This is a genomic window from Tranquillimonas rosea (assembly GCF_900111315.1).
In the GTDB taxonomy this organism is placed as follows: Bacteria; Pseudomonadota; Alphaproteobacteria; order Rhodobacterales; family Rhodobacteraceae; genus Tranquillimonas; species Tranquillimonas rosea.
On sequence record NZ_FOGU01000007.1, the window covers coordinates 170,989 to 195,790 of the forward strand.

Below are 24,802 nucleotides of genomic sequence, written 5' to 3' on the forward strand. Positions count from 1 at the left end.
CGGTTACGTACTGCACGCGCGAGGGACCAAACCCTTGGCCCGTGGTCGTGCCTCGTTCTGAAACGCCTGAATTCCTGACCGCACGCGGTCAGCCGTCAATATCCTGCCCGCACCACTCCGGCCAAGCCGGACCGTGTTGGATATGACGCCCGACCTTCTCCGTCCGGTCCTGCGGAATGGCGTAACGAGCCAAACCACAAACCAAAGGAGACCCATCATGGCACGCCCTAACACGAAACCCGCCAGCCAGCAGCCGAAAGCCCCCGATTTCCTCGCCTGGCATGTCATCGACAAAGGGGAGAGATCATTCTGGAACAAGGTCGGAGCTGCATGGCGGCACAAGGACGACAAGGGCTACACGCTCCAGCTTGAGACCGTTCCGATCAATGGCCGCATTGTCCTGCGCCAGCCCCTCGAAGAACCGGACCGCGCTGACGGCCAAAACGAAAATGGGCGCGGCTGAGCGCGCCCATCGCCCCAATACGAAACATCAAAGAAAGAAAAAGATCATGACCAGATATATCATCTCTCGCGGCGAGTACGTCGTGCACAACATCACCATCGAGGCCGAAGATGAGGACTCCGCCGTCCAGATTGCGAGGGAAACATCATTCCACGACGAGCGTTGGTGTGAGTGCGGTCCACTCGGACACGACACGCTCTACCAATGTGAGGGGGAGGCATAGCGCCCTAGACGACAGGAACGCCGCTTCCCATTCTAGCGGCCTCCTATAATCCGCGTTTGCCGGTGAGCTGCAATGCCTCGGTCGCGAGCAGATGCAGCGTCAAACTCATCGCCTGATCAAGCGTGCGCTCAAGATAAAGATTGCGCAGCCGGTTCAGGCGCTTTTCTGCTCTGCTATCTTCCGGAGTCGTTTTGACGTAGTTCCAGAAGTTTAATGGGTCCTGCTGTTCCTCATCCACTACCGCCAGGAAGGCGGCGAGTTCCACATATGCGCGCGGCAGCGTGAGAATCACCTTCTGCATGTCCATGTCGCCATCAAGTTGCCCACGGCCCACCGGTCCGTCGAGCAGGTCGTGGACTTCACCAACGAATTTCCGGATCGCCGCTTGAAGCTCGGGGCTGCGTTCGGGCTGTTGCGGTTCTTCATCAATCAGTCGGGTCATATTCGCGTCCTTTCGCTACGGTTTTGGTGTTCGGGGCCGGTTATTGGTGCGCTTGGGGCTACGGTCGTGATCTCGTCCCTTGTCACGCGACGGGCTTGCATCCTTGCGCTCCTGCATGTCCTGATAGCGGGCCACATCTGCACGGAGCTGCATCAACTCGGCTTGCTGGTGGTCCCGCTGTGCTTTTATCTCAAGCTGTAGCGCGCGGCGCTCTTCGACTTGTTCCAGGATCAACGCGTCCTTTTCCGTCTGGTCGCGCAGATGCGCTTGCCAGGTTTCGCTCTCGTTCAACTGTCTGATCTCGGCATAGCGGCCCGTAATCCGGTGCCAGATGCCTTTCATACCTTTGGGCAAGCGGGCAGCCCGCTCATTTGTCTCGGCGACCCAGCGCTTTTGCTGGTGCTGGTTGAGCTGCGCCCGTTCTTCGCGATGGCGTCCGCTCAGCTCGCTGCGCCGGAATTCCAGTGACGCGCTGCGCTTGCGCGCGTCGGCGTCTACCTCCTTAATGAATTTCAGAAGCGCTGTTGTCATTCGTCCTGCGAGGCGGTCTTTGATCTGATCGACTGAGGGCAGGGCGTCAGGATTGGCGATCCGCTCCTTCACGTCTTTCGCCCGAACACCCGACCAACGGGCAAGTGCGTAAACCTCGCCACGATAGTCGACGGCAACCACGCCGCGACGGTCACCCCGTGCGAGCCAGAAGCCGCGCTCTTGTAAGGCTGTCCCGAGCGCGGGGGCTGTATCGGAGCGCTCCCAGCATTCCTTGAAAAGCGCCCTCAGTTCGCGCGGATCGAGCTTTGTCCGCTTGGCCTGTTGCCACTCAGCGCGTGAGAAATTCAGGGGATCACGCAGCGCCGGATCGTGAAGCCCGCGCGGCATCTGCCATCCATGTTCCAGGTAGAGGTCTCTGGCGACTTCGGAGAGCTTACGCTTGTAGAATGGCAAGTTGATCGCGGTCATCCGGTTCGTGTCGATCCGCGACCAAACGCAGTGCGCATGTCGCCGTCCTTCCTTCTCGTGGAAGATCACAGCGCGAGGTTGGCCCTTCAGACCCAGCTTGCCTTCGATCTCGGTGATTGCGGCCTCGAACGCCTGTGTCGAGACAGGTTCTGCCTCGGGCGGGTTGAGGCTCAGCGAGAACAGATATTGACGGCAGCGCGTGCCCTTGCTGACGGCCTCGATCTCGCGAAGCGCCTGCATCACATCGTCCGACGCAAACCCACGCAGTTCGTGGACTGTGACGTGTTCGTTCTGATCACGCCGGAGAAGGTGCCGCGCGAGGTTCGCGGCACCGCCTCTCTGGTTTCCTTTCAGGATCACGGCTTGAGCTGCGGGCCGGTGCCCGCGTTCGTGCCGGACTCGTGCAGACCTAGCGCAAGCAGCAAGTCGCGGCGCATGGCGTTCACGTCGCTGCAAGCCTGTTTGATTTCTTCCTCCGTTTCCGGCGTCACTGGCAGCGAGCCGGTGTTCACGGCCCTGGCGATCTGGTTCAGGTTGTTCGCGAGCCGCGACTGACCGAGCGCACCGAGCACGCGTCCAAGGGCTGCGTGGTCCTTCACCGGAAACTTGCCGCGTGTCTGGCGCGGGGTTTCCTTGTCGCGAAACAGTCGTTGCCGGATATAGGCACCTACAGGAAGACCGGCGGCCTCGTTTTCGAGTCGTGCTCGCTCTTCAAAGCTCAGACGCAGCGAGAACGGCACCGGAAAGGTCGGTTCCCGCTCCGGCGGCTTCTGTGGGTTGGTTATCTTGTTGAAATCATCGGTTGGGTTCTTCATCGACGCACCTCCGACCTTCACGGTCTAGTTGCGTGAGATGCCGTTCCCATTCCTCAAGCACCTCGAAAAGAGTGTTCGAAGTTTCTCCTTCGAGGCGCGCCAACTCTCCAAGTCCCAAGCAGCCGGCGATCAGGTCGGGGCGACCGCAGCGTGTGCGCGACCCGTCCCGGCAAGGCGTGTGGGCACCAGGCTCACATCAGGCGCCAGACCCTCGGAAAAATCTCATAAAAAACGGCGCCCGGGCGGAACCGCGGGCGCCGATGAAGCATTTCCGAGGTGCAATTCGCGACCCGTATCGAGCCGTCTCAGCTTCCCCAGCTGCGCACAGGACCACAATCCATATGCACGAAGTTCGAGCTCGTATAAGTTCCGACGCCACCGCCTTTGCAGGCGCTGGCAGCGCGGGCCATCTGCGAGACCGAGCGGCTGCTGAGCCGCAGGTCCGCGGCCTCACCGCGCAGGTGACGCGACTTCTTCGCAACGCCGCTGGAGCGGCTGCGGAGCATCGCGTTGGTCTCGGGCGAACGGTAGCCGGAGATGAGCATGTAGGGCTCGCTCGTCTCCATCAGCTTGTGGGCGGCAGTGGCGATATCGATCGTCCGCGTGTCGATATCCTTCACCTGGCCGTTGCGCCAGTCGCGCATGAAGAGAGAGATCTCGTCGACGGCTTCCTTGATGTATTCGCCCTCGATCCAGTAGATCGTGTCGATGCTCTCGCCCGTGCGGCCGTTGTACATCTTGATGCGGCGTACGTCGCCGGCCCCGCGAAGGAAGCCGAAGGCGTTGGCGTAGGTCGGTGCGGCCACCACCGGAGTTGCTGCAAAAGCGCGCAAAAGCGCACGCCGTGAAAGGCCTGAGTGCTGTTCAGTCATCCTGCGTCCCGTTTCGTTACCTGTCACCGCGTTGATCGCGGCTTTTCTGCCATCTCATCCCCAGATGCATGACTCGTATCCCACAGACTGGCGGCTCGACCAAGGGGGCTAAGCCATCCGGTTCCCAGATTGTGGTAAACGAGCAAAAAATTGCTTAACGGTGTCAATTTACATACATCGTCCGATGCCGCGGCTTCCGTGCAACAGGCGACCCCCTTGCCGGCTTGTGATTGGACTTGGGAGCGGAAGTGGGAAACATTTCCGGACGCAAGTGCATTGATCGCAACATTTAACAATTGCCGGACTGTCCAATGTTTCTCCGCACGACCAGAATCGTCCCCCTGCGCCATGCCGCGGCGCTCTGCGTGGCGGCATGCCTCGCGCTGCCGGCGGCGGCGACCGCCCAGGTAACGGCCTTCAAGCAAGCCATTGCCGAGACCGCGTCGCGCGATGGCGAACTGGCGGAATTTTACCGGTCGGCGGAATACGCGCCGCTCTGGGTCGGCGGTGACGAGGCCAGCCGTGCGCGGCGCGAGGCGCTTCTGGGCGCGGTCTCGACGGCGGCGGCCCATGGCCTGCCGTCGCGCGACTACAGCCCCGACCGCGTACTGCGCCTGCTGCGCGAGGCCGAAAGCGAACGCGACCGCGGCCGGGTCGAGGTCGAGATGAGCCGCATGTTCCTGAAATATGCGCGCGACCTGCAATCCGGCATCCTGGCCCCGAACCGCGTCGTCAGCCACATCAAGCGCGAGGCGCCGCGCCGCGAGGCGGACGAACTGCTGCGCAAGCTGGCGGACGAGCGGCCGAACGCGCTGTTCCGCAGCCTGGCACCCACCTCGCCGGAATACCGCCGGCTCGTGCGTGAGCGTCTGACGCTGGAAGAGCAGCGTCGCATGGGCGGCTGGGGCCCCCGTGTGCCCGGCGGCCGGCTGGAGCAGGGCGATTCCGGCGAGCGTGTCGTGGCGCTGCGCAACCGGCTGATCGCGATGGACTATCTTCGCCGGTCGCCCACCGCGCAGTACGACGCCCGCATGGCCGAGGCCGTGCAGGCGTTCCAGCGCGACCACGGGCTCAAGGTCGACGGTATCGCGGGCGAGTCCACGCTGGCCGAGATCAACCGTCCGATCGACGATCGGATCGGCCAGATCCTCGTCGCCATGGAGCGGGAGCGGTGGCTGAACTCTCCCGACCGGGGCAAGCGGCACGTTCTCGTGAACCTCACCGATTTCAAGGCGCGGATCGTCGACGGGGGCGAGGTCACGTTCGAGACCAAGTCGATCATCGGCAAGGACGTGCCCGACCGCGAGACGCCCGAGTTCTCGGACACGATGGACCACATGGTCGTCAATCCCAGCTGGTACGTCCCCCGCTCGATCGTCGTGAACGAGTACCTGCCGCAGCTCAGGCGCAACCCTTACGCGCTGAGCCACATGAAGATCGTCGATCGCAACGGCCGCTCGGCCAACCGTAATCGCGGTTTCGCACAGTACAACAAGAGCAACTTCCCGTTCTCCATGCGCCAGCCGCCGGGGCCGAAGAACGCGCTGGGGCAGGTCAAGTTCATGTTCCCCAACCGCTACAACATCTACCTGCACGACACGCCCGCGCAGAGCCTCTTCACCCGTGACCGCCGCGCCTTCAGCCACGGCTGCATCCGGCTCGACGATCCCTACGAGTTCGCCTACGCGCTGCTCGAACGCCAGGAGAGCGATCCGCAGGGCTATTTCCAGAACATCCTCAACACCCGCTCCGAGCGCCGCGTGAACCTGGACCAGCCGGTGCCGGTCCACCTGATCTACCGCACCGCATTCTCCAAGACGACGGGCGGCATGGAATACCGCAACGACATCTACGGCCGTGACGCGAAGATTCTCGCCGCGCTGCGGTCCGCCGGGGTGGCGGTCGACGGGAAGGCCAGCTAAGTCTCGGCCCCGAACGAAGGGGGCCTGCGATGATGCATCGACTGGACGAGGTGGCCACCGCGCTCAGCGCGCGACTGGAAGGCGACGGCAGCCTGAAGATCGGTGGCGCGGCCGAGCCCGCGACCGCCGGGGCGCAGGACCTCGCCCTCGCCATGTCGCCTAAATTCGCCGAGGGCCTGTCCCAGGGGCAGGCCCGCGCGGCGATCCTCTGGGAAGGGGCCGACTGGCGGGCGCTGGGGCTCGAGGCCGCGCTGTTCGTGCCGCGCCCGCGCTACGCGCTGGCCGGCGTGACCGCGATGCTCGATCCCGGCCCCGAGATCCCCGCCGGCGTCCATTCCACCGCCGTCATCGACCCCTCGGCTCAGATCGGCGCGAACGCCTCGATCGGGCCGTTCTGCGTGATCGGCCGCGACGTGCGGATCGGGGCGAATGCCCGCATCGCCGCCCATTGTTCCATCGGGTCCGAGGCGCGGATCGGCGACGATGTCCTTCTTCATGCCGGTACCCGCATCGGCGCGCGCGTGGCGATCGGGGACCGCTTCATCGCCCAGCCCTCGGCGGTGATCGGGGCCGACGGTCTGTCCTTCGTCACGCCCGAAACCTCGGCGGTAGAGCAGGCCCGCGCCACCTTGGGCGACACCGGCGACGCCAAGGGGCAGGCCTGGACCCGCATCCACAGCCTCGGCGCGGTGGTGATCGGGGACGATGTCGAACTCGGTGCCAATGCCTGCGTCGATTCCGGAACCATCCGCCCCACGCGGATCGCCGACGGCTGCAAGATCGACAACCTCGTGCACATCGCCCACAACGTCGAGCTGGGCGAGCACTGCCTGCTGGCCGCGCTGGTGGGCATCGCCGGATCCACGCGGGTCGGCAACCGCTGCGTGTTCGGCGGACAGGTGGGTGTGTCCGACAACATCTTCGTCGGCGATGACGTCATCGCCTCGGGCGGGACCAAGGTGCTGTCGAACGTGCCGGCGGGACGTGTGCTCATGGGCTATCCGGCCGTGAAGATGGACACGCATGTCGAAATCTACAAGGCGTTGCGCCGGTTGCCGCGACTCCTCGGTGAGGTCCGGGCACTTCAGAAAGCGGTTTCAAAGCCCGGCGCGAGCGACTAAATCGCCAATGAAGCGAACAGGTTGAGGCGGACATGGCCGACGAGACGATCAAGACCAGGGTAATCGACATCCTCGCCCGCCAGGCGGTGCTCGAGCCGGATGACGTGACCATGGATCAGTCGCTGGACGACCTCGGCATCGACTCGCTGGGTCTGGTGGAGTCGATCTTCGCCATCGAAGAGGCGTTCGACATCCAGGTCCCCTACAACGCGAACGAGCCCGAGGCGTCGGATTTCGACATCTCGTCCGTGCGCGCCATCGTCGAGGCCGTCGAACAGCTGGTGAGAGACCAGAAGGGATGAGACGTGTCGTCGTCACAGGCGCCGGCACGATCAACGCGATCGGCCACACGGTGCCCGCGACGCTCGAGTCGATGCGCGAGGGGCGCTGCGGGATCGGCCCGCTGGACTTCCGCGACGTCGACCGGCTGTCGATCCGCATCGGTGGGCAGGTGCGCGACTACGATCCCGAGCAAGAGTTCAATCGTCAGCAGATCGCGCTCTACGACAGGTTCACCCAGTTCACCCTGATCGCCGCGCGCGAGGCACTGGCCCAGTCGGGGCTGACCTTCGCCGGCGACCTCTCGGCGCAGACGGGGGTCGTGCTGGGCACCGCCGGCGGCGGTCTGAACACCCACGACGAGAATTACCGCGCCGTCTACGAAGAGGGAAAGAACCGGGTACATCCCTTCGTCGTGCCCAAGCTGATGAACAACGCGGCGGCCAGCCATGTCAGCATGGAATACAACCTCAAGGGCCCGTCTTATACCGTCGCCACCGCCTGCGCGAGCTCGAACCACGCGATGGGCCAGGCGTTCCACATGGTCCGCTCGGGCATGTCCGACGTGATGATCACCGGCGGCTCGGAATCGATGATGTGCTTCGGCGGCGTGAAGGCGTGGGAAGGGCTGCGCGTGATGTCCAAGGACGCCTGCCGGCCCTTCAGCCTGGGCCGGACGGGGATGGTTCAGGGCGAGGGTGCCGGCATCTTCGTGTTCGAGGAATACGAGCATGCGCGCGCGCGCGGCGCCGACATCCTGGCCGAGGTGATCGGCTTCGCCATGACTTCCGACGCCGCCGACATCGTCATGCCGTCGAAACACGGCGCGGCCCGCGCGATGGAGGGGGCACTGCGCGATGCCCGGCTCGATGCGTCCGAGGTGGGCTACATCAACGCCCACGGCACGGGCACCGCCGCCAACGACAAGACGGAATGTGCGGCTGTGGCCGACGTGTTCGGGCATCACGCGGACAACCTGCTGATGTCGTCGACCAAGTCGATGCACGGTCACGTCATCGGCGGCACGGGCGCGATCGAGCTGCTGGCCTGCATCATGGCGCTGCGCGACGGCGTGGTCGCCCCGACGATCGGCTACGAAGAGCCCGATCCCGAATGTGCGCTCGACGTCGTCCCGAACGAGGCGCGCGAGGCCGACATCTCGGTCGCCGTCTCGAACGCCTTCGCCTTCGGCGGGTTCAACGCCGTACTGGCCCTGCGCCGCGTCTGAGGCGCGGATCGGCGACGTTCAAAATGTGGGGAAGATCGTCCGGCGTCACGGCGCCGGGGCAGGGCGCGCCGCCAGGGGCGCGCCCGAGAGGCCACCGGTTACTGGCGGACCTCCTCGTTGTGGGCCTTCACGGCCTCGTAGCCGTCGGTGAAGCCGATCAGCGACACGGTCAGGTCGACGGTGTCGTCGGGTGCGGCCGCCGGCACGATAGACACGGTCGCGTCGGCGCCGCGCTTGAGCTGCGTGACCTCCTGCGGGGTGAAGCCGATCCGCGCAAAGCATCCGACCTGCGAGCAGAAGGTATAGGGATAGCGCCGCGCCTGGCTGTCATCGACGCTGATCGTCAGCTGCTGGGTCAGCAGCGTCTCGAGCGGGGTGATGATCGTGGCGCCCGCCGCGGCCTGCTGGCCGTCGGGCAGGGCAAAGACGCTGATCTCGGCGACCGAGTTGCCGTTGCCGTCCTCCAGAAGCTGATACAGCTGGCAGGGGTCGTTGCCGTCCTCGGTCCGCACGCAGCGCTGCTGCCAGTCGCCGTGCTCGGTCTCGATATAGGTCGAACCGACGCCGCCTTCGCCGCTGCCGTCGGCGCTCTGGCCCATGGACAGCTCGCCGGCCTGCGGCTGCATCTCCTCGACAGGGGATTGCTCTTGCTGCTGCGGCGCTGCGCCGTCCTCGGCCTGATCCTCGTCCTGCGCAAGCGCCGGAGCGGCGAGGGCGAGGCTGGCGGCAAGAGCGAGCGATAGCGGTCGGTGGAACATGTTCGGTCCCTTTCTCGGTGCGTTCTGTCGGCTGGACGCCTAGCACGCAGGTTCGGGCATGTCAGGCCCGATTTCACGGGCGGGGGCGCATCAAAAAAAGGGCCCCGCATGGGGGCCCTTCCAGAGTTTCGCATCTCTCCCTGCCGGACTGGCCGACTTATTGAAACAGGACGCTACGGTCTTTCCCCGATGGGGTCAACAGCGTATTTTTCAAGCCTGTCAACCAGTTCGCCGGCGGAGTTCGGCAGTACGTTGCCGATATGCCGGCGGCTTGCCACCGTCGGCAATTGCGGCAACATCTCGGGCGGAGGATCGGGAAGGAGACGGGATGGACATCAAGCTGGACGCCGCCGCGCTCGAGGCGTTCCTGCGGGCGGAGTTTCCGCAGGTCGCGGGCGAGTATACCGTCGACCGGCTCACCGAGGACGGGCTGGTGCTTCGGATGGACGTGGCCGAGCGGCATCTCAGGCCGGGGGGCACCGTGTCGGGGCCGGCGATGTTCTCGCTCGCCGACGTGGCGCTGTATCTCGCCATCCTGTCGCGGATCGGGCCGCAGGCGCTGGCCGTGACCACCAATTGCGCCATAGACTTCATGCGCAAGCCGGCGGCCGAGGGGTCGATGACGGCCGAGGCGCGGCTGTTGAAACTGGGCCGCGTGCTGGCGGTGGGCGATGTACTGCTGCGCTCGGACGGGCAGGCGGCGCCGGTGGCGCGGGCCAGCCTGACCTACTCGATCCCGCCGGCGGCCTAGCGGCTGGCGCGGCGCAGCGCCAGCACCCAGACCATTACCAGCAGGGCCGAGAGGATCGCGTTCCAGCTGGCCATCGACAGGCCGGCGAACGCCCACGCGACCTCGTCGCACATGATCACACCCGACGCGCCCTCGGTCGACAACAAATCGGCCCCGGACATGCCCGACAATCCGCCACCATCGCCGGTGCACGAGGTGGGGCCTTCCCACCAGCCGCGCTCGACCCCGGTGTGATAGACGCCGAACAGGGACGTGGTCGCGGCGGCCAGACCGCCCAGACCGGCCACCCATCGGGCCGGCACGAACGTGCCGACGAGTCCCAGCAGGATCGCCGCGGCATGGGGCCAGCGCTGCCACAGGCACAGCTTGCACGGCGGATAACCCAGCGCCTGGAACACGAACGCACCGCCGAGCAAGAGCGCGGAGCCAAGCGCGGCAAGCTGGATCAGGCGTTTGGCGGTCATACGTACCTCACGACGGCGACGCCGCCGACCAGCAGCGCGATGAACACGGTAAAGACGAGTCCCAGCCGCCTCTCGATGAACTCGCGGATCGGCGGGCCGAACCTCCACAGAAGCGCGGCAACGATGAAGAAGCGCAGCCCGCGGGCGATGATGCTCGACAGCACGAAGATCGGCAGCGACAGCCCCGTCGTGCCCGACAGGATGGTGATGACCTTGAACGGGAACGGCGTCACCCCGGCGATCAGCACCGCCCAGGCGCCCCAGGCGTTGTAGCGGACCGCGAACTCGTCGAAATAGGCGTCCTTGCCGTAGAACTCCAGCACCGGCCGCCCGACGCTCTCGTACAGCGCGGCGCCGATCCAGTACCCGAAGAGCCCGCCCAGCACCGAAGCGACCGTGGTGATCAGCGCGATCCGCCAGGCCTTGTGCGGCGCGGCCAGGATCATCGGGATCATCAGCACGTCGGGCGGAATCGGAAAGACCGAGGACTCGATGAACGAGACGGCGGCAAGCACCCATAAGGCGTGCGGATGGTCCGCCAGCGTCAAGGTCCAGTCGTAGAGCCTGCGGATCATGTATGCCGTCCCGTGTACGTTCGGTGCACCCCCGGTGCACGCCATGCATCACGCCCCCGACGGCCCGTCAAGCCGCGCTTTCCCTCTTTTCCCCTCCGCCCGGAGCCGCTAAACGAGGCGCCACAGGCCCGAGTGGCGGAATGGTAGACGCAGGGGATTCAAAATCCCCCGGTGGCAACATCGTGTCGGTTCGAGTCCGACCTCGGGCACCAATGATATCAATGGCTTGCAGGGTGCGCAGCGGTTCTCCGCTGCTCGGTCGCGTCGGGACTCCCACAGACGACTCCCACATCAGTGTTCGGCACGCCTTTTTTGCGCGGAACGAGAGAGCTTCTTCCTGTCCGCCTCTCTCCGATACTTGGCGACCGTTTGAAGGCTCTGACCGGTCACAGCCTGGATCTCGGAGTCTGAGCAGCCAGCCTCGGCAAGTTCGACACATGCGCGTTTACGTAGGCCATGCAGGGAATAGCGCGTGATGTCATCGTCGTTCTCGTTGGCCCGATCTGAAAGCGACGCGCGCCATGCCCTGAATGCTTTCTCAACATCATCATAAGAGAGATGTTCGAGTTCGTTTTTCGCAAGAACATGACGCTTGCCGGGGGGCAGGTTTTCGATGAGGACACGCAGTCTCTCAGGACAGTAGATATCGAAGGTGGAATCACCTTTTTCGTCTACCACAGTGATCCATTCGTCTTGCAGGGCAGAGCGCGGCGTCTGGATTGCCGCTGAGGGTCGCTGCCCTGTTCCTTGGATCAATTCTGCGGCTATTCTCACGTCATCGGGAGCGAATTCCACTTCTTCGAGGAGCCAATTGGGCCATGTCGGAAATTCGCGTTGGGGGCCGTATTTTTCTATTCCTCGCGTTGGGTTCTCACCGAGATTCCAGTCGAGGGTGTCGTTCGCGTAGTTCCAGAGAATGGAAACGACTTGCAGCATCCAATCAGCAGCGCGAGGGGTCGCCGACATCGCATTGTGCTTCTTCCTTATTGCCGCCTTCGAAGTGGAACTCATCCTTTTTTCTGCGTTCTTTTCGAGAATTTTATTGAACTCTCGACTGTAGGATTTCTTCGTTCCAGAAGATAGGTTCATCTGCTTTTTGGCGTCCCCCTGCCATTCGCGGATGCACTCACCCCAAGTGTGTTTTATAGGCTTGCGTTGCGCTGGATGCCTTCCGGCCTCTGCCGCCCAGTATTCTGTATCCAGTTTCTCGAGATCTCCCTGCCAGTCCAGCTTGATGCTTCGCTCCTTTCTTTTGCCGGAACTGTCGGTCCACGTAACTCGATGGTAGGGCACCCATCCACTACCGTTGCGGGGCCATACCCATTTAAGGCGCTCGCGTTTGATTTTGGGCTTTTTGGGTTTCTTTTTATTCGAAGTCGTCGTCATCTTCTGGCGTTCTTTCGTTACCGTTCAAAATCGCCTCCAGATCCGCCACACGCCAACGAGACACTCCGCCGATCTTGCACGGGGGAGGCAGAGCGCCACTCCCGACGAGCCGACGAAACTGCGCCGCCGTCATGTCGAGCATGACGGCCGCAGTTCCTTCCTTGACGGCGATCGGTCGGTGGTGGGCAGGCATTCTGAAGCTCCAAGCCTTGGAGATCAGGAGATCGGATCGCATCGCGGGGATCGGAAATGATGCGACGTCGACCGTGCGAGCGAGCGAATCCGAGACCGATGGCAGCGCCTCCGCCGAGTGTCGCAGTGGTCCACCAGGCCGGTGAGGACTGCGCGAAAGATGTCGACCATCTGCCGGTCGCCACTCAGGCAGCTCTACATCCTTGGGAAGGATGAGGTTGGTTCGTTGCGAGGGTCCCGGAAAATCCGTCAGTCGGTGGGCTGATCTTGCGGTGGATGGGGGCATGCGCCCACTGGCGCTGTGCCGTTTTTCGTCAAGGGCGTGCCGATGGGGCAGCAGTCGGAGCGGGTCCGGCACGCCTGCCCGCGGTGATCCAGCCGCGGGCGTGGGTCTTGCGACCCTCAAGCTGACGGCGCCCGAGGGGGCGGGCGCCGTCTCTTCTCAGCTCTCGATCAACGCGCCGGTTTCTCTTACTGCGCGGGCGGCCGAGAGAGTCGCGAGGATGATGTCGGCGAGCAGCGCCAGCTCAGCCGCCGAGTTCGCGAGTTCGCGGGCCTCGGATTCGCGGTGAACGGCTTCGTAGCCACCCCGCACGTGATTGTCGTCGCCCTGCCAGTAGACGTGTGTTCCAGCGTCGATTTGCTGGGCGAGAATGTCGCTGAACGTCTCGAGGTCGCGAAGGGCTTCCTCCTCCAGCACCGTCCCGCGCTCTATGCGTCGCGCAAGGCTGGCGGCGAAGCTCCTCTTGGCGGCAGGCAGAAGTGGGATGACGACGTCGTGGAGTTCGTCTGCCACGATATGCGCTTGCATGAGCGCAAGAGCCGCGAGCCGAGCAACGAGGTCCGGGGTCATCTCGGCCCCTTCAACCAAGTCCGAAAGGCGGGGCAGGGTGCGGAGTTGTTCTCTCATGCCGCCGCCCTCCGACCGCTGCATTCGTCGACGGCGTCTGCCTCGCGGTAGGTATCGAGCAAATCGCTCAATTGATCGGCCAGCAGACAGATCTCCTCGACGCAGGTGCTGGAGGGATCGATCGCCGCGAACAGCTCGGCCTCGATGCTGGATGGGTCATGGACGTGATCGAGCCTCAGCAGCTCGAGAAGTTCGTCGAGTGCCCGCATCGTCCGCCGCGACGGCTTCGCGGGCTGCGCCAGCCCGTCGAGGACGATATGAGCGATCCGGAGGCCGGCGCTGCCACCAAGTAGGCCTGCCGAGTCGAGCAGCGCGTCCTGGCATGCGCCGGAGAACGACCGCAGCTCGCCGAGCGGGGTCGAAGGAACGACGCCGAAAGCAGTGACGTCTGGAGTGGTGTCGAACATGGTATCTCCCGGGTTCGGGGGTTTCCGGATCGATGTCCGGGTCAAGGTTGGGTGTTCGAACACCTTTGATTTCGTTTGGAGCGCTCCGGTGCGTCCCTCGGCGGCGGCTTTCACGAAGAAGAGCCGATCCCGAGGGATGCCGCTGGGCGAGCCATCACTGTCCTTATCTTCCCCTGCCGGCCGTCGAAGGGAGGGGCAGCTTGCCGCCAGGTCCCTCGACAGTCAGTCAGATCGGAAATGACCGAGGACGCTGACAGTCGAAGCGTCACTTGAAGCGGCGTTGGATGCGACCGCCATTGCAAGAAGGTCCATGCGCTCGTGCGCGGACATGCCTTCCACGACCTCGAGAAGGCGGACCAGGGTCATCGCGAAGAACCCGGCGACCTCGTCGGCGCTGCCGGGTTCCGTCGGCACGGTCGACCAGAGGTGCGCTCCGCCGAGCCAGGCCTCCAGTTCTCGGGTCTCGAGGTTCGAAACGATGCTGACGCCTCTTCTGCCATTATGCATCTCGCTGATTCCTCCCTGACCATTGTTTCTGCGAGGCGACCATCGGATGTGCTGCCCGCCCGCTGACCGAGAGGAGCACAGGTGTTGGGTCGATGCTCTCCCGCGACCTCGGCGCGACGCGTCACTTCGCGCGCACCGCGACAGCTCCACCATCGCCAAGCCGTCCATGCCTCTCATGATCGTTCAGCCTTCCCTTCAGGCTCGGCGCTTATCCAGAGGCGTCGGATCTGAAGGGAGGGCTGTCGGCGACTGGCAGCGATCCATCCCCGCCGGAGGCTCTTGAATGATCGAGCGGCGGTGAAGTCGTCGGCTCAATGGGAGAGGTCGAGGAGAGGGCTGGCCCACTCCTCGCCGGGGCCGGGGAGGCCCGAGCAGGTGGGGTTCGGGGAGGAGTGCGGAACGACGCTCCCCGGGCCGCCGGAGGCGCAGGAGCGCGCGATGTGGGCTCCTGTCGGCCGTCCGCCCAGGACCGCCCGCCGCGCAGGCGCCCCGCCGGCGGCGCGGGGTCCCGGGGCAGCGCCCTGGGCGAAGGAGGAAACTCGAACGCAGGCGCAGCCGCAGTGCGAGTTTCCTACTGAGTATCGAACCCGCCCCTTCAGGAGCGGACGCAGGTTCGAGGCGCGATCTCCCCACCGGATGGTGAGGAGATAGGTCCATGTCAGAGAAGAAGAAGCACCCGATCGTGTTCCGGTTCGCGAGCGTCTATCCTGCCGCGCTTGCGCGCATCGAGATGCATGCCAAGCGCAGTGGCGGCCCGCTCGAAAATATCGAGCTCCAGTTCATGCACCGCAACAAGGTCTATGTCGGCCCGACGTTCGCGGAAGAAATGCGGGCGGAGATCCGCGCGATGAAGCAGCAGAACTTCGACGAAGAGGTTGCGGCGTGTCGCGCTCGAAAGCGGAAGAAGGAGGCCGCGGCGCGCGAGGAGGCCGGGCTGATCGATCCCTGGCATGGCAATTCTCAAGGTCCGATCCGCGAGGCGATCGTCACCGCCCACTGGGAGTATTTCGAGGCCGAAGACCGATCAGACCCCAACGACCTGTTGACCACATACGGGGTCGACAAGAACGGCGAGGAGGTCGTGCACGTCCTGAGCAAGGCAAAGATCGAGGCGTTTGAGAAGGCGACCTTGGCGTTCTTCGATGAGTATTTCCCGGGGTCGGTGCGGCACCTGCGCATGGACCTCGACGAGGAGACACCGCATTTTCATGCGGTCATCTTCGAGACCGCCGAGAAGACCAACAAGACGCGCGGAACGCAGCGGCTCATTCAACCATCGGCGCACCCGCTGCTGGCCGACTACGAATTGTTGCAGGACGTCGCCGGAGAGCACTACGCCTCGATCGGCCTCGCGCGCGGACAGAAGCGCGCACAGGAGGTGCGTGAGGCGAAGGAGTCCGAGCTTCCGCTGCCAGACGCTGTCCGTCATGTTTCGCCGCGCGAATATCGCAACGGGCGCGCCCGCGCGATCCGCGCGAAGGAGTTGGGCGTCAAGCAGCAGGAACGCGACCTGGACCTGCGTGAAGCGAACGTGTTCCTCGACGAGGTTACTGCCGATGCAAAACGCGCTGGAGCGGCAGCCGCCGAGCGAGAGGCTGCCGAGACGAAGGATGCGGCAGAGGTGCACCTGAAGCACGCCGTGGGAAAGATGGCCGAGGCCAATGCCTACGTGGATGCGGTGAGCGAGGGGCTGGAGGCGATCATCGGGCATGAAGTCGACTACGAACCGGCGGAACAAGACCGCCCCGAGCGCCTCGGAGATGGACCCAAGGCGCGGAACGGCGAGGAACAGGAAGGCCTCTGGTCGCGCATCCAGCCGGCCTACGAGCGCCTTGTCACCTTTGCGAGACATGCGTTCCGGCTGAGGCATAGGGTATTTGCCGCCCGACGCTTGGAAGCCGACATCGCACGTCGCGCCAAGGCAATGGCCGAGGCGGAACGCGCCGCAGGCAGGCCCGTCGGAGTCGAGTTGTCCGCCGTGCTGGGGGCGACCGAGGAGCTCGCCTACGAGGTCGACGATTTCCCTGGAGCCTGGGCAATCCCGAAGAAATCCGATCACGAAGCGGTAGGGACGCGGCTCGACGAAATGTCCAACAAGGCCTTGCGAAGCTGCTACCTCGCCACCCGGGATGCGGCGGACATCTCTGAGGAGCAGCTGGAGGTGCACGATCCTTTCGATCGGGGCCGGCGCGTGTTGGAACTCGAGGCAGGACGGCGCGGGCTCAATCTCGAGACTGGCCGGCATGATCCGAAGTCTGCATCGGACCCGAAGAGGGCGACGCTGCACACGGATCAGGATACTCAGACGATCAAGGTCATGCGGCGGGACGACCAGCAACAGCGCGTTCGACGCTGATCAATCGGGGCCGGGATGTATCGCATGAAGGACTGGAAGGCGTGCGCGGTCCGCACAAGAAGCTGAGTGTGGAAGAAGAGAAGAGCCGAGGCGAGTCCGCGCCTCGGCTCTGACTGCTCATGCCGCCTCGTCGTCGAGATCGCTGTCGTCTTCATGCTCTCGCTCAAGGGCGCCGTCCTCAGCGCGGCCGATATCGTCGGAAAGAGGAAGGCCCTCGTCGCCCGCTGGATCGTCGAAAAGTGGCATCTGGCGCGCATCCTCGGCGTCGGACGACGCCTTCTTGTCCCCCTTGGCCTCTGCCGGCGCGGCATCCTGGCGGCCGAGAAGTCGGCCTTCCAGGCCGGCGATGACGACTCGCAGATCGGCGATTTGCCCCTCGAGCTCCGCTTTCGCTGCCTCGGCCACCTGGGCCCGGGACGTCATCGACTCCAGCTCGTCCTCGACGGTGCCGACGTCCTTCTCCCATTCTTCCAACTGACTTCGGAGATCGGCCACCTCTTCTGCGTGCGCACGCCGGCTGGCCGCGGCCGCCTCATCAGCGGCGCGGAACGCGGCCTCCCAGAGCGCGGTCGTAAGTTCCGCGACCTCTTCGGGCATGTCTGGAACCGCGCTCTCCGCCTTGGCGCGCGCCTCCCTCTCGGCCTTGATCGCCTTGACGATCGGAGTGAGATCGCGGAACGAACAAGGTCCGATCTGTTCGCGAACATTCGAGTTCGTGATGGGTTTGCCGAGCTTGTCGAGCTCGATCGCTGCCGCCTTGGCCTTCTTCTCGAGGGCGGCATTCGTCTTCTGGGTTTTGGTCGCCATCTCCGGCTCCTACCTCTGGTAATGGTAAGCGCCGGTATTACCGTTACCCGCGCTACCACCCCGGCGGGGTGGCAGAAAGGAATTGGGTTCAAGTGCGAGGCGCGAAAAAGAAATCGGCATCGGCTGCAAGAATTCTTCTCTCGTAGGTCAGACGCATTCGAACCAGGCACCGTCGATGCGCACGCGCTCGACCATTTCGGTTCTGACGCCGAGACCGTTCTCGTTGAGAAGCTCGCACATCCTGTCACCGTCGATTAGATCGATGGCGACGTCCCGGGTTGGCTCCTCCTCTGTCGGGCGGCTATCCGTGTCCCCGGTGCCCACTTCGGCGCTGCCGAGCACCTCCTGCGCCGGTTCCCTTAGGTTGTGCTTCTTCCTCGCCTTCTCATGCTCCCCTGCCTGCACGGCTACTACTATGGCAGTGATAGGCGCGCGGTTACGGATCGCGCTACCCGCCTCGGCGATGGTCCAGACGCCGGGCGCCGCATTCTCGACCGTTCCGCCATGCCGGACTTAGGTGCGCTCCGAGGCGAGACAGCAGTTTATCTTCAGGCGCCGCTCGTTTTCGCATCGGGATCGTCTGCCAGAATTCCGAAGAGACGTCGAACCCGACAACTGTTTCGTCGATCTCTTGGACCGACGGGCTGCCAGATCGCGTCGACGGTGGCTCCCATCGTTTCCGGCAGGGCCGGCAATCCATCTGGCTCGGCGATGAAGCGGCGATCAGATATCACAGCGGCCCTTGTCGATCATCTCGGCCATGCCGCGGCCATCAATCGGAACTCGTATTTCACTCCGGCCGGACGCGCTCCAGCGGATAAAAAATTTGTCGACGTGCAAAATCGATCTCTCCCTGCTGGTGCGCAGGTTGCACGTAAGGGTTGGTTTCGACGACGATTTCGTTCAGTCGACTACCGATCGGTGGCCTGATCCTCTCCACCTGCGTCGCCCGCGCCGGCCGGGTGTGGCTGCTGGGGCTCTGGATGGGGGTGGGGGCATTGGCGGAGGGGCTTTGCCCCTCCGCCGGCGCCTTCGGCAGGGCAGAGCCCCCTTGTAGCGGGCACGGACCAGTCTCATTGTCTTCGGTCGTTGCAGGCTTCGTCGGCTCGATGATTTGGCCTGCTCTTAGTTTGCGGTAATAGGTGCTGCGCGACATGCCGAGTTCGACCCACGGCTGTCGTCGTTCCCGGCTGTTTTCTTGGAGCCATGCCTCGCGCGGCACCGATCCGGCAGCCCGACGTCGCATGCGCTCACGCTCTGCTTTGCGTCTCGCGCGTTCCTCCCTCGGCATGATCTGCTCGAGCCGGAGTGTCCGTGCCCCCTTGTCAGTCACTCCGAGCAGCTCTGCGACGGTGGCCCCAGAGTAGTGGTATCGGCCATCAGAGATGGGTGCGCCAATACGAGGCAGAGCCGCATGGCGGGCGGCGGTCTTCGCGATCCCGTTTATTCAGAAGGCGACAGGCCGGGCGTGGCTTCGGTGGCCATGCTCCGGACGAGGTCGGGGATCTCTCTTTCGTTAGATGTGTGGGACAAACAGGTCGCATAGAGGTGCAGCCAGATGTTTCGGACGCCCTTTGGCACCCGTCCGCCCCAGGACAGACGCAGCCGTTCGAGGTCCTGCATCACCACCTTGAAGCGAACCGCTGTTGCCAGGCCGCCGGAATGCTTCCTGGCCGTGGCCTTCTTTCGCCGCTTCTTCTGGAGGCTCAGCTGCTCGCGCGTCGGGCGCCCGGCAGCAATGTAGATGTCGTCGGCAAACCGATCGAAATCGTAGCGCTCGAGGCTGCCGCCGATGATTGACGCGATGGTCTGGCTCTTGGTGTTGAGTGATCCCGGCAAGCGCGTCACGCGCGCAGCATCGCAGCAGGCGGGATCGGCACCGAGAGGCTTGAACATTTCAATCAGAGCATTCTGGGCGCTCTGCCATCGCGGCAGAGCCTGAGGAGGCAGCGGATTGATGAGCCAGATCGCGGCAAGGCCGCGCCCCGTCGAAAGAATTACGGAAGGTTCAGGCAGGTTCAGTGACACAAGGCGCATCAGGAAATCGAGCGACCACGGCCCTGGAGACTTTGTGGCGCCCACAGGCAGCCTATCGGTGTCGAGGTCAAGAAACAGGCCGTTCAGGGCGGCCAGACGGCCTACGCAGCGTGGCCCGTGAAACCGGTGCAGGGACATGTAGCCGTCGCTGTCCAGAAAATTGTTGGCCCATAGCTGTGCGTCACGCAGCCGGTATGTCTTCGAGTGCATCGCGTCGGACCGATCCCTTGCCATGAGGGTCGTCTTGCCGATTGCGTCCGTCGGATGCAGCAACCGAACATAGTCCTCCGTGGTGAGCAGCGACGCTTCGGAGGGCGTCTCGAAATGGGATTGGCCGTAGTGTTTCATTTCGAGGAACTGGTGCGGAACGCACCCGCCTCAAAACGCGGTCACTCTTCCAAATTCCTGGCTGACGAGCCTTCGTGAGAATTTCTCCGCGGTGACGTAAGGGCACGGCGTATTGCCGGAATCCATGTGAACCCAATTCCCGTTCAGACCGGGCGTCCCGTCCAGTCGGAAACACAGGATGAACACATGATCTCGAAGAACGACAAACTGCCCAGCCCCCTGAACGAGCCGTACGGGCCGGGCGCTACCGTCCGGCCCGCCTTGTCAGAGTTCCACCGCTTCCGCGATGGCGAGTGCATCTTCGAGCTCGACGCCGAGATAGCGCACCGTGCTATCCATCTTCGTGTGGCCGAGCAGGAGCTGTACCGCGCGGAGGTTGCCAGTCTTGCGATATATCTGCGCCACCTTGGTACGCCGCATGGAGTGGGTGCCGTAGGCGCTCGGTTCGAGACCAATCGAGGTCACCCAGTCACGAACAAGGCGGGCGTATTGCCTTGTCGAGATGTAGCGGCGTTCGTGAAAGCGCCCCGGCCAGAGATGCTCTGACCCGACCATCAGCGGGGCATCGAGCCAGGTCGCGATGGCTATTCGCGTCCCCTCGGTGATCTCGAAGCTGACCGGCGCCCGGGTCTTGCTCTGTACGATTGATGCGCGGTGCTTAACCTGTCCGGCCGCATAGACGTCGGCGACCTTCAGCTTCACCAAGTCGCATCCGCGCAACTTGCTGTCGATGGCGAGATTGAAGAGCGCCAGCTCACGCGTCCGCTGAGCAATCTCGAGGCGGACCCGGATCGCCCATACATGCTTCGGCTCAAGCGGACGCTTCTGGCCGACGATGCGGCCCTTGTTCCAAGCGGGACGGCAGGCGCGGATGGCCGGTAGGTTTGTAGTCGGCATGGTGGTTCCTCCGATCCACCGCATCCGCCTCGTCTTCGGCACCACGCCGACGGTAGAGCATAGCAAATTTACCGCGCTACCACGCGATTCCGACTGGGCGAGCCTGCCGCGCTGCCGCATGTCCGCTTCGAGCCCAGACCTACCAAGATGCCGCGAGATGATCGATCTCGGCTTTGGTAGGCCTTCATGCTAAGGTCCGGCATGAACGATGCCGGGAAGCCCACGCATTCATCGAGTACGAACCCCTACATCCCCAAGGGTGACGGCGACAAAGCCGTGCAGGCGTACATCTCCGCAATGCCCGGCTGGAAAAGCGCCCTCGGCAAGGAGATCGGCGCAACCGTCGAAAAGGCCTTCCCCGAGGTGCGCAAACAGGTGCGATGGAACACGCCGTTCTATGGCAAAGACGACGGCTGGTTTCTCGCGATGTACTGTTTCAAGAACTACGTTCAGATCACCTTCATGACCGGGTCGTCGCTCGATCCGGTGCCGCCTAAGGCGTCCAAGGTAGAAGGCACTCGGTATCTGGACATTCTCGCGGATGAGGCCCTCGACAGAGAACAGCTTGCAAGCTGGGTTCGCCAAGCGCTGGAGCTTCCGGGGCGGCAGATCTGAAGCCGTCATGCGAGCTGGTATGACGAACTACGGCTTTGTCCGCGTAGTGTGAGTTAGTCTCGGCATCGATCTCGCGTACACGGCGAACGGCCGGTCCGGTGAACCGCATTGCAGTGGGCAGCCCTCGCGCGAAGGTCCGGTTAGGTGAAGGTTTTCTGATGCGGGTCGCGATGGAACGCTGCGCACTGGCGCGACCAAGACCCGCGTTGGAAAACCTCCCAAGGAGGAAGGTCGGCCACGTTGTGCGTCCTTTTCGTTACGGCTGCTGGGCCTGGGACAGCGCGGTCAGCCCGAAGAGCAGCAGCGCCGCCGCCAGTCCGCAGGCGATGGTTCGGACTGTGTTCCAGAAGGTCCAGCGCGGCAGGTAGGTGCCGGTCCAGTAGCTTTGCGTGGACGTCTCGGCCAGGTCCAACCCGGCCAGCGCCTCGTTCATCGGCACGTTGAAGACGACCGTGACCGCAAAGCAGCCGAGCAGGTAGACGAGGCCGGCCGTTGCGATCAGCATGGCCGGCGCGCCGTCGAGCCAGATCGCGGCATGGAGGACCAAAACCAGCGACACCGCCGCCAGGCCGAGGAAGAGGGTCATGAAGACCCAGCGGAAGACCTCACGGTTGATCACCTGCATGGCCTCGGCGCCGCCGTGCCCGCTGATGAGCGACAACGAACGCATGATGAAGTCGGAGAAGGCGAGGAAGACGCCACCGACCAGCGCATAGGCGAGAACGGCGACGTGAGCGAGATAGTAGACGAGGGGCGACATTGGGCAGGCTCCTTTGTACGTGAGGGCCGGCGCGGCCGGGGGGACCGCGCCGCGGGAGTGGTCATCGCGCGGGACGCGCGTCAGCGATCAGCGCGCGGGATGCGCGGCGGGGACCGGCGAGGCCGGCTGCCAGAGCCGATGGCGGAACGCGGCGATGAGAAGTGCCGCGATCGCGAGTTCGACGGCAAGGGCGGCGATCACGCTTCCGGATGGCAGGCCGTCGAGGGCCAGCCCGATCAGTCGCCCCGTCGGGAAGGAAACGAAGACCGTAAGGGACATGGCCACCGAGACGGACAAGAGTGCGCGTCGCCGGATGCCGAGCAGGATGAGGCCGCCGGAGGCGGCGAGGCCTGCGCCGGGCGCGCGCAATTCGCTCAGTAGGTTGGCGTCATCGCCGAGCGTGATGCCGTAGCTGGCGTAGAAGGCGTTCGGCGCGAACAGGATGGATGCGCCGATGGTGAGCGCAGTGAGGCCGGAGAGACCGAGCGCGATCTTCTCGAGCAAGGTGAGTTTCATGTCACGTTCCTCTCATGGGTGGTGTCAGGCGGCGCTCGTCCAGGCTCCGGCGCGTGCAACGGCGTGCGCGAAGTCGGCGAAATCACGGGGCGGACGTCCGAGTGCCCGCATCACGCCGTCGGTGATGTGGGCGTTCCGGCCGTCGAGCGTCTCCCGGGCGATGCTGGTGAAGACATCGGCGACGAAGTCCCCGCCGGCTTGCGCGACATTGGCATGGAAGTCCTCGAAGCTGATCGGCAGGTGCCGGATCTCCCGCCCCGTGGCCTGCGAGAGTGCGGCGGCCATCTCTGCGAAGGTCATCAGGCGCGGGCCCGTCACCTCGTAAAGCTCGCCACTGTGGCCGTCCTCGGTCAGCGCCGCGACCGCGACGTCGGCGATATCCTCGATGTCGATGATCGGCTCCGCGATGTCCCCGCCCGGCATCGGCAGGACGCCCGCAAGGATCGGGTCGCGCAGGTAGCCTTCGGAGAAGTTCTGCGCGAACCAGGCCGCGCGGACGATCGTGAAATCGACGCCCGAGGCGCGGACCACGTCCTCGCCCAGCCGGGCATGGTGCTCGCCCCGGCCGGAAAGCAGCACGAGGTGCTCCACTCCGACGTCCCGTGCCGTCTCGCAGAGCGACTCAAGCTTGTTGACCGCGCCAGGGAAAGCGAGGTCGGGGAAGTATGTGACGTAGGCGGCGCGCACGCCGGTCAGGGCTGGCCCCAAAGTGTCAGGCGCCTCCCAGTCGAAAGGAATGTCGGAATTGCGTGAGCCTCGGCGGACGGCGATGTCGCGGGCCTCGAGGCGGCTGGCGACGCGGCGGCCGGTCTTTCCGGTGGCGCCGATGACGAGGATGGGTCGGTTTTGCATGGGGTCACTCCCTGGGTGTCCGTTTCGGTAGCCATGGGAATAGCCGGACGAGTCCCGCCCGATCTTGACCGCGCCCGCCAGGTTTTTGACCCTCATCGCCAAGGGGGATCTCAGGCTCCCGCGCGCGCCTTGCGGTAGCTCGCGGGTGTCGTGCCCAGCCAGCGCTTGAAGGCCCGGGTAAATGCGCTTTGCTCGGAAAAGCCGGTGAGGAAGGCGATTTCGGCCAAGGAATGCCGGTTTTCGCGCAGGAGCCCCTCGGCGAGATCGCGGCGCGTTTCCTCGGTCAGGGCGTGGTAGCTCATCCCGTGTTCGGATAGGCGCCGATGGAACGATCGCGCGCTGAGGCCCAGACGACGCGCGATCTCCGCCATCTTCGGAGTTCCTTCGCTGAGCGCCTGCGCAATGGCATCCTTTGCCTGGCTCACGACCGCCGGGGCGTCCGAGATGCGAGACAGCTCCGCGTCGAGATGCGAGATCAGGTAGCGGGATATCCCCTCGTCGCCGAGGATGTTCGGCTGGGCGAGCGCCTCGTTCGCGAAGAGAAGCGCGTCGAGATCTGCGCCAAAGCGGACGGGACAGCCGAACCACTCCTCGTGAGCCGCGACGAAGCGCGGCGCGGCATGCCGGACCAGCACTCTGACGGGTGAGACCGGCACCGGACTGACCTGCCGTGCAATCGACACGGCGCTCGCAAGAGTCGCCTCGTTCGACAGCCGCATCCCGAGGCGCCGTTCGCCCGCCCGATGCAGGATGAAGAATGTGCCCCCAGTCGCCGGTCGCAACTCGTATTCGACGACACTGGTCCAGAGCCGAGCATATCGCTCGGTCCGCGCGTAGGAAGCGCCCAGGGTCGTCGCCGCCTTGAAGGCCAGCCCCAGCGCACCGTATTCGTCGAGCCGCATCGACGCGCCGCACCGCACGGGAAGATCAGTTACGTCGGTCCGCTCTGCCATGCGTTCGAGCATGTCGTAGTAGCGCTCCGCCGGAATCATCTGTCCAGTGTCCCAAGGTCCCGCGGGGTCGATCCCGACCGAGGTCAACATTTCGTCCGCATCGACGCCGTTCCCAGCCGCGGCCGCCATCTTGCGAGCAAAGAGCGACGTCACGTAACCCATGCTCGGCAGTTTATGCTGCGGCTCGTGAGCGGCCAAGTTCGACGCGTTGCGAAGCCTGCTGACGATCTCGCTCTGATCCTTGCAGCCCTATGCCCCGATGAAGTCGGATCGGCGTTCGATCAACGGGTCACACAGGTAGTCCACGAACAACCTGACCCGGCGGACCCGCCGCAGATCGGAATGCAGCAGGACTCCGCGCGCCAGCGAAGAGAGCCTTGGCGCGT

General features: G+C 64.3%; 28 protein-coding genes and 1 tRNA gene. 9 read left to right on the forward strand and 20 right to left on the reverse strand.

The window, feature by feature from the left end:
* Positions 1-217: 217 nt before the first annotated feature.
* Complete coding sequence (locus BMZ25_RS13340; RefSeq protein WP_092694386.1) at positions 218-463, forward strand: hypothetical protein; 246 nt, start codon at positions 218-220, stop codon at positions 461-463.
* Positions 464-729: 266 nt separating this feature from the next.
* On the opposite strand, the gene BMZ25_RS13345 is transcribed toward BMZ25_RS13340, so the two are convergent.
* From BMZ25_RS13345 to BMZ25_RS13360, 4 genes are all read right to left on the reverse strand, one after another.
* Positions 730-1,128: a hypothetical protein gene (locus BMZ25_RS13345; RefSeq protein WP_092694389.1), complete on the reverse strand. Its 399-nt coding sequence runs from the start codon at positions 1,126-1,128 to the stop codon at positions 730-732.
* Positions 1,129-1,143: 15 nt separating this feature from the next.
* Positions 1,144-2,448, reverse strand: a complete 1,305-nt coding sequence (locus BMZ25_RS13350) for a relaxase/mobilization nuclease domain-containing protein (RefSeq protein WP_092694391.1) — start codon at positions 2,446-2,448, stop codon at positions 1,144-1,146.
* A complete protein-coding gene (gene mobC / locus BMZ25_RS13355) occupies positions 2,445-2,903 on the reverse strand; it encodes a plasmid mobilization relaxosome protein MobC (protein ID WP_092694393.1) in 459 nt (152 codons plus the stop codon). Before mobC ends, BMZ25_RS13350 begins: the two co-directional genes overlap by 4 nt.
* Before the next feature lie 305 nt (positions 2,904-3,208).
* Positions 3,209-3,775 (reverse strand): peptidoglycan L,D-endopeptidase MepK, encoded by a 567-nt coding sequence (locus BMZ25_RS13360; protein ID WP_092694395.1) that lies wholly within the window; start codon positions 3,773-3,775, stop codon positions 3,209-3,211.
* 311 nt (positions 3,776-4,086) lie between these two features.
* Here BMZ25_RS13360 and BMZ25_RS13365 point away from each other — a divergent pair, with 311 nt between their 5' ends.
* From BMZ25_RS13365 to BMZ25_RS13380, 4 genes are read left to right on the forward strand one after another with little or no spacing between them, the layout of a single operon-like run.
* Entirely contained in the window at positions 4,087-5,697 is a 1,611-nt protein-coding gene (locus tag BMZ25_RS13365; RefSeq protein WP_092694396.1) for a L,D-transpeptidase family protein, read from the forward strand.
* Between the two features lie 29 nt (positions 5,698-5,726).
* A complete protein-coding gene (gene lpxD, locus BMZ25_RS13370) occupies positions 5,727-6,818 on the forward strand; it encodes a UDP-3-O-(3-hydroxymyristoyl)glucosamine N-acyltransferase (protein WP_092694398.1) in 1,092 nt (363 codons plus the stop codon).
* A 32-nt stretch (positions 6,819-6,850) separates the two neighbouring features.
* Positions 6,851-7,120, forward strand: coding sequence for an acyl carrier protein (locus BMZ25_RS13375; protein WP_092694400.1), 270 nt, complete (start codon positions 6,851-6,853; stop codon positions 7,118-7,120).
* Positions 7,117-8,325, forward strand: coding sequence for a beta-ketoacyl-[acyl-carrier-protein] synthase family protein (locus tag BMZ25_RS13380; RefSeq protein WP_092694402.1), 1,209 nt, complete (start codon positions 7,117-7,119; stop codon positions 8,323-8,325). The genes BMZ25_RS13375 and BMZ25_RS13380 overlap by 4 nt, the downstream gene beginning before the upstream one ends.
* A 98-nt stretch (positions 8,326-8,423) precedes the next feature.
* On the opposite strand, the gene BMZ25_RS13385 is transcribed toward BMZ25_RS13380, so the two are convergent.
* Positions 8,424-9,083, reverse strand: a complete 660-nt coding sequence (locus tag BMZ25_RS13385) for an invasion associated locus B family protein (protein WP_092694404.1) — start codon at positions 9,081-9,083, stop codon at positions 8,424-8,426.
* Between the two features lie 328 nt (positions 9,084-9,411).
* On the opposite strand from BMZ25_RS13385, the gene BMZ25_RS13390 reads away from it, so the two are divergent.
* Complete coding sequence (locus BMZ25_RS13390) at positions 9,412-9,834, forward strand: PaaI family thioesterase (RefSeq protein ID WP_092694406.1); 423 nt, start codon at positions 9,412-9,414, stop codon at positions 9,832-9,834.
* Here the strand turns inward: BMZ25_RS13390 and BMZ25_RS13395 are convergent.
* Together BMZ25_RS13395 and BMZ25_RS13400 are read right to left on the reverse strand one after the other, a co-directional pair.
* On the reverse strand, positions 9,831-10,298 hold the full coding sequence (locus BMZ25_RS13395; RefSeq protein ID WP_092694408.1) for a disulfide bond formation protein B: 468 nt from the start codon (positions 10,296-10,298) through the stop codon (positions 9,831-9,833). The genes BMZ25_RS13390 and BMZ25_RS13395 overlap by 4 nt on opposite strands.
* Positions 10,295-10,873, reverse strand: a complete 579-nt coding sequence (locus BMZ25_RS13400; RefSeq protein ID WP_092694410.1) for a YqaA family protein — start codon at positions 10,871-10,873, stop codon at positions 10,295-10,297. Before BMZ25_RS13400 ends, BMZ25_RS13395 begins: the two co-directional genes overlap by 4 nt.
* 126 nt (positions 10,874-10,999) lie before the next feature.
* On the opposite strand from BMZ25_RS13400, the gene BMZ25_RS13405 reads away from it, so the two are divergent.
* Positions 11,000-11,085 (forward strand) — tRNA-Leu (locus BMZ25_RS13405).
* A gap of 79 nt (positions 11,086-11,164) precedes the next feature.
* On the opposite strand, the gene BMZ25_RS13410 is transcribed toward BMZ25_RS13405, so the two are convergent.
* The 4 genes from BMZ25_RS13410 to BMZ25_RS13430 all read right to left on the reverse strand — a co-directional run bounded on the left by BMZ25_RS13410 (position 11,165) and on the right by BMZ25_RS13430 (position 14,275).
* Positions 11,165-12,259 (reverse strand): tyrosine-type recombinase/integrase, encoded by a 1,095-nt coding sequence (locus BMZ25_RS13410; protein ID WP_092694412.1) that lies wholly within the window; start codon positions 12,257-12,259, stop codon positions 11,165-11,167.
* 634 nt (positions 12,260-12,893) lie between these two features.
* Entirely contained in the window at positions 12,894-13,304 is a 411-nt protein-coding gene (locus BMZ25_RS13420) for a hypothetical protein (protein ID WP_143071537.1), read from the reverse strand.
* Between the two features lie 53 nt (positions 13,305-13,357).
* Positions 13,358-13,768 (reverse strand): hypothetical protein, encoded by a 411-nt coding sequence (locus BMZ25_RS13425; protein WP_092694416.1) that lies wholly within the window; start codon positions 13,766-13,768, stop codon positions 13,358-13,360.
* Positions 13,769-13,990: 222 nt separating this feature from the next.
* Positions 13,991-14,275, reverse strand: a complete 285-nt coding sequence (locus BMZ25_RS13430; protein ID WP_092694418.1) for a hypothetical protein — start codon at positions 14,273-14,275, stop codon at positions 13,991-13,993.
* A gap of 655 nt (positions 14,276-14,930) precedes the next feature.
* Here BMZ25_RS13430 and BMZ25_RS13435 point away from each other — a divergent pair.
* Positions 14,931-16,631 (forward strand): plasmid recombination protein, encoded by a 1,701-nt coding sequence (locus tag BMZ25_RS13435; protein ID WP_092694420.1) that lies wholly within the window; start codon positions 14,931-14,933, stop codon positions 16,629-16,631.
* Positions 16,632-16,748: 117 nt separating this feature from the next.
* On the opposite strand, the gene BMZ25_RS13440 is transcribed toward BMZ25_RS13435, so the two are convergent.
* The 5 genes from BMZ25_RS13440 to BMZ25_RS13455 all read right to left on the reverse strand — a co-directional run bounded on the left by BMZ25_RS13440 (position 16,749) and on the right by BMZ25_RS13455 (position 20,720).
* Entirely contained in the window at positions 16,749-17,438 is a 690-nt protein-coding gene (locus tag BMZ25_RS13440) for a DNA-binding protein (RefSeq protein ID WP_092694422.1), read from the reverse strand.
* Between the two features lie 147 nt (positions 17,439-17,585).
* A complete protein-coding gene (locus BMZ25_RS13445) occupies positions 17,586-17,843 on the reverse strand; it encodes a hypothetical protein (protein ID WP_143071538.1) in 258 nt (85 codons plus the stop codon).
* Positions 17,844-18,228: 385 nt separating this feature from the next.
* Entirely contained in the window at positions 18,229-18,771 is a 543-nt protein-coding gene (locus BMZ25_RS20505; protein WP_143071539.1) for a hypothetical protein, read from the reverse strand.
* A 110-nt stretch (positions 18,772-18,881) separates the two neighbouring features.
* A complete protein-coding gene (locus BMZ25_RS13450) occupies positions 18,882-19,823 on the reverse strand; it encodes a hypothetical protein (protein WP_092694426.1) in 942 nt (313 codons plus the stop codon).
* A 264-nt stretch (positions 19,824-20,087) separates the two neighbouring features.
* Positions 20,088-20,720 (reverse strand): tyrosine-type recombinase/integrase, encoded by a 633-nt coding sequence (locus BMZ25_RS13455; RefSeq protein ID WP_092694428.1) that lies wholly within the window; start codon positions 20,718-20,720, stop codon positions 20,088-20,090.
* Between the two features lie 201 nt (positions 20,721-20,921).
* Between BMZ25_RS13455 and BMZ25_RS13460 the strand changes: the two genes are divergently transcribed.
* A complete protein-coding gene (locus BMZ25_RS13460; RefSeq protein ID WP_235859872.1) occupies positions 20,922-21,335 on the forward strand; it encodes a DUF1801 domain-containing protein in 414 nt (137 codons plus the stop codon).
* Positions 21,336-21,591: 256 nt separating this feature from the next.
* Here BMZ25_RS13460 and BMZ25_RS13465 read toward each other — a convergent pair whose 3' ends face one another.
* The 4 genes from BMZ25_RS13465 to BMZ25_RS13480 all read right to left on the reverse strand — a co-directional run bounded on the left by BMZ25_RS13465 (position 21,592) and on the right by BMZ25_RS13480 (position 24,614).
* On the reverse strand, positions 21,592-22,095 hold the full coding sequence (locus BMZ25_RS13465; protein WP_092694430.1) for an anthrone oxygenase family protein: 504 nt from the start codon (positions 22,093-22,095) through the stop codon (positions 21,592-21,594).
* A gap of 87 nt (positions 22,096-22,182) precedes the next feature.
* Positions 22,183-22,611, reverse strand: a complete 429-nt coding sequence (locus BMZ25_RS13470) for a DUF4345 domain-containing protein (protein WP_092694432.1) — start codon at positions 22,609-22,611, stop codon at positions 22,183-22,185.
* Positions 22,612-22,635: 24 nt separating this feature from the next.
* Positions 22,636-23,463, reverse strand: coding sequence for an NAD(P)H-binding protein (locus tag BMZ25_RS13475; RefSeq protein ID WP_092694434.1), 828 nt, complete (start codon positions 23,461-23,463; stop codon positions 22,636-22,638).
* 110 nt (positions 23,464-23,573) lie between these two features.
* The gene (locus BMZ25_RS13480; RefSeq protein WP_235859873.1) at positions 23,574-24,614 is read right to left on the reverse strand and encodes an AraC family transcriptional regulator; all 1,041 of its coding nucleotides are present in this window, start codon (positions 24,612-24,614) and stop codon (positions 23,574-23,576) included.
* Positions 24,615-24,802: the final 188 nt, after the last annotated feature.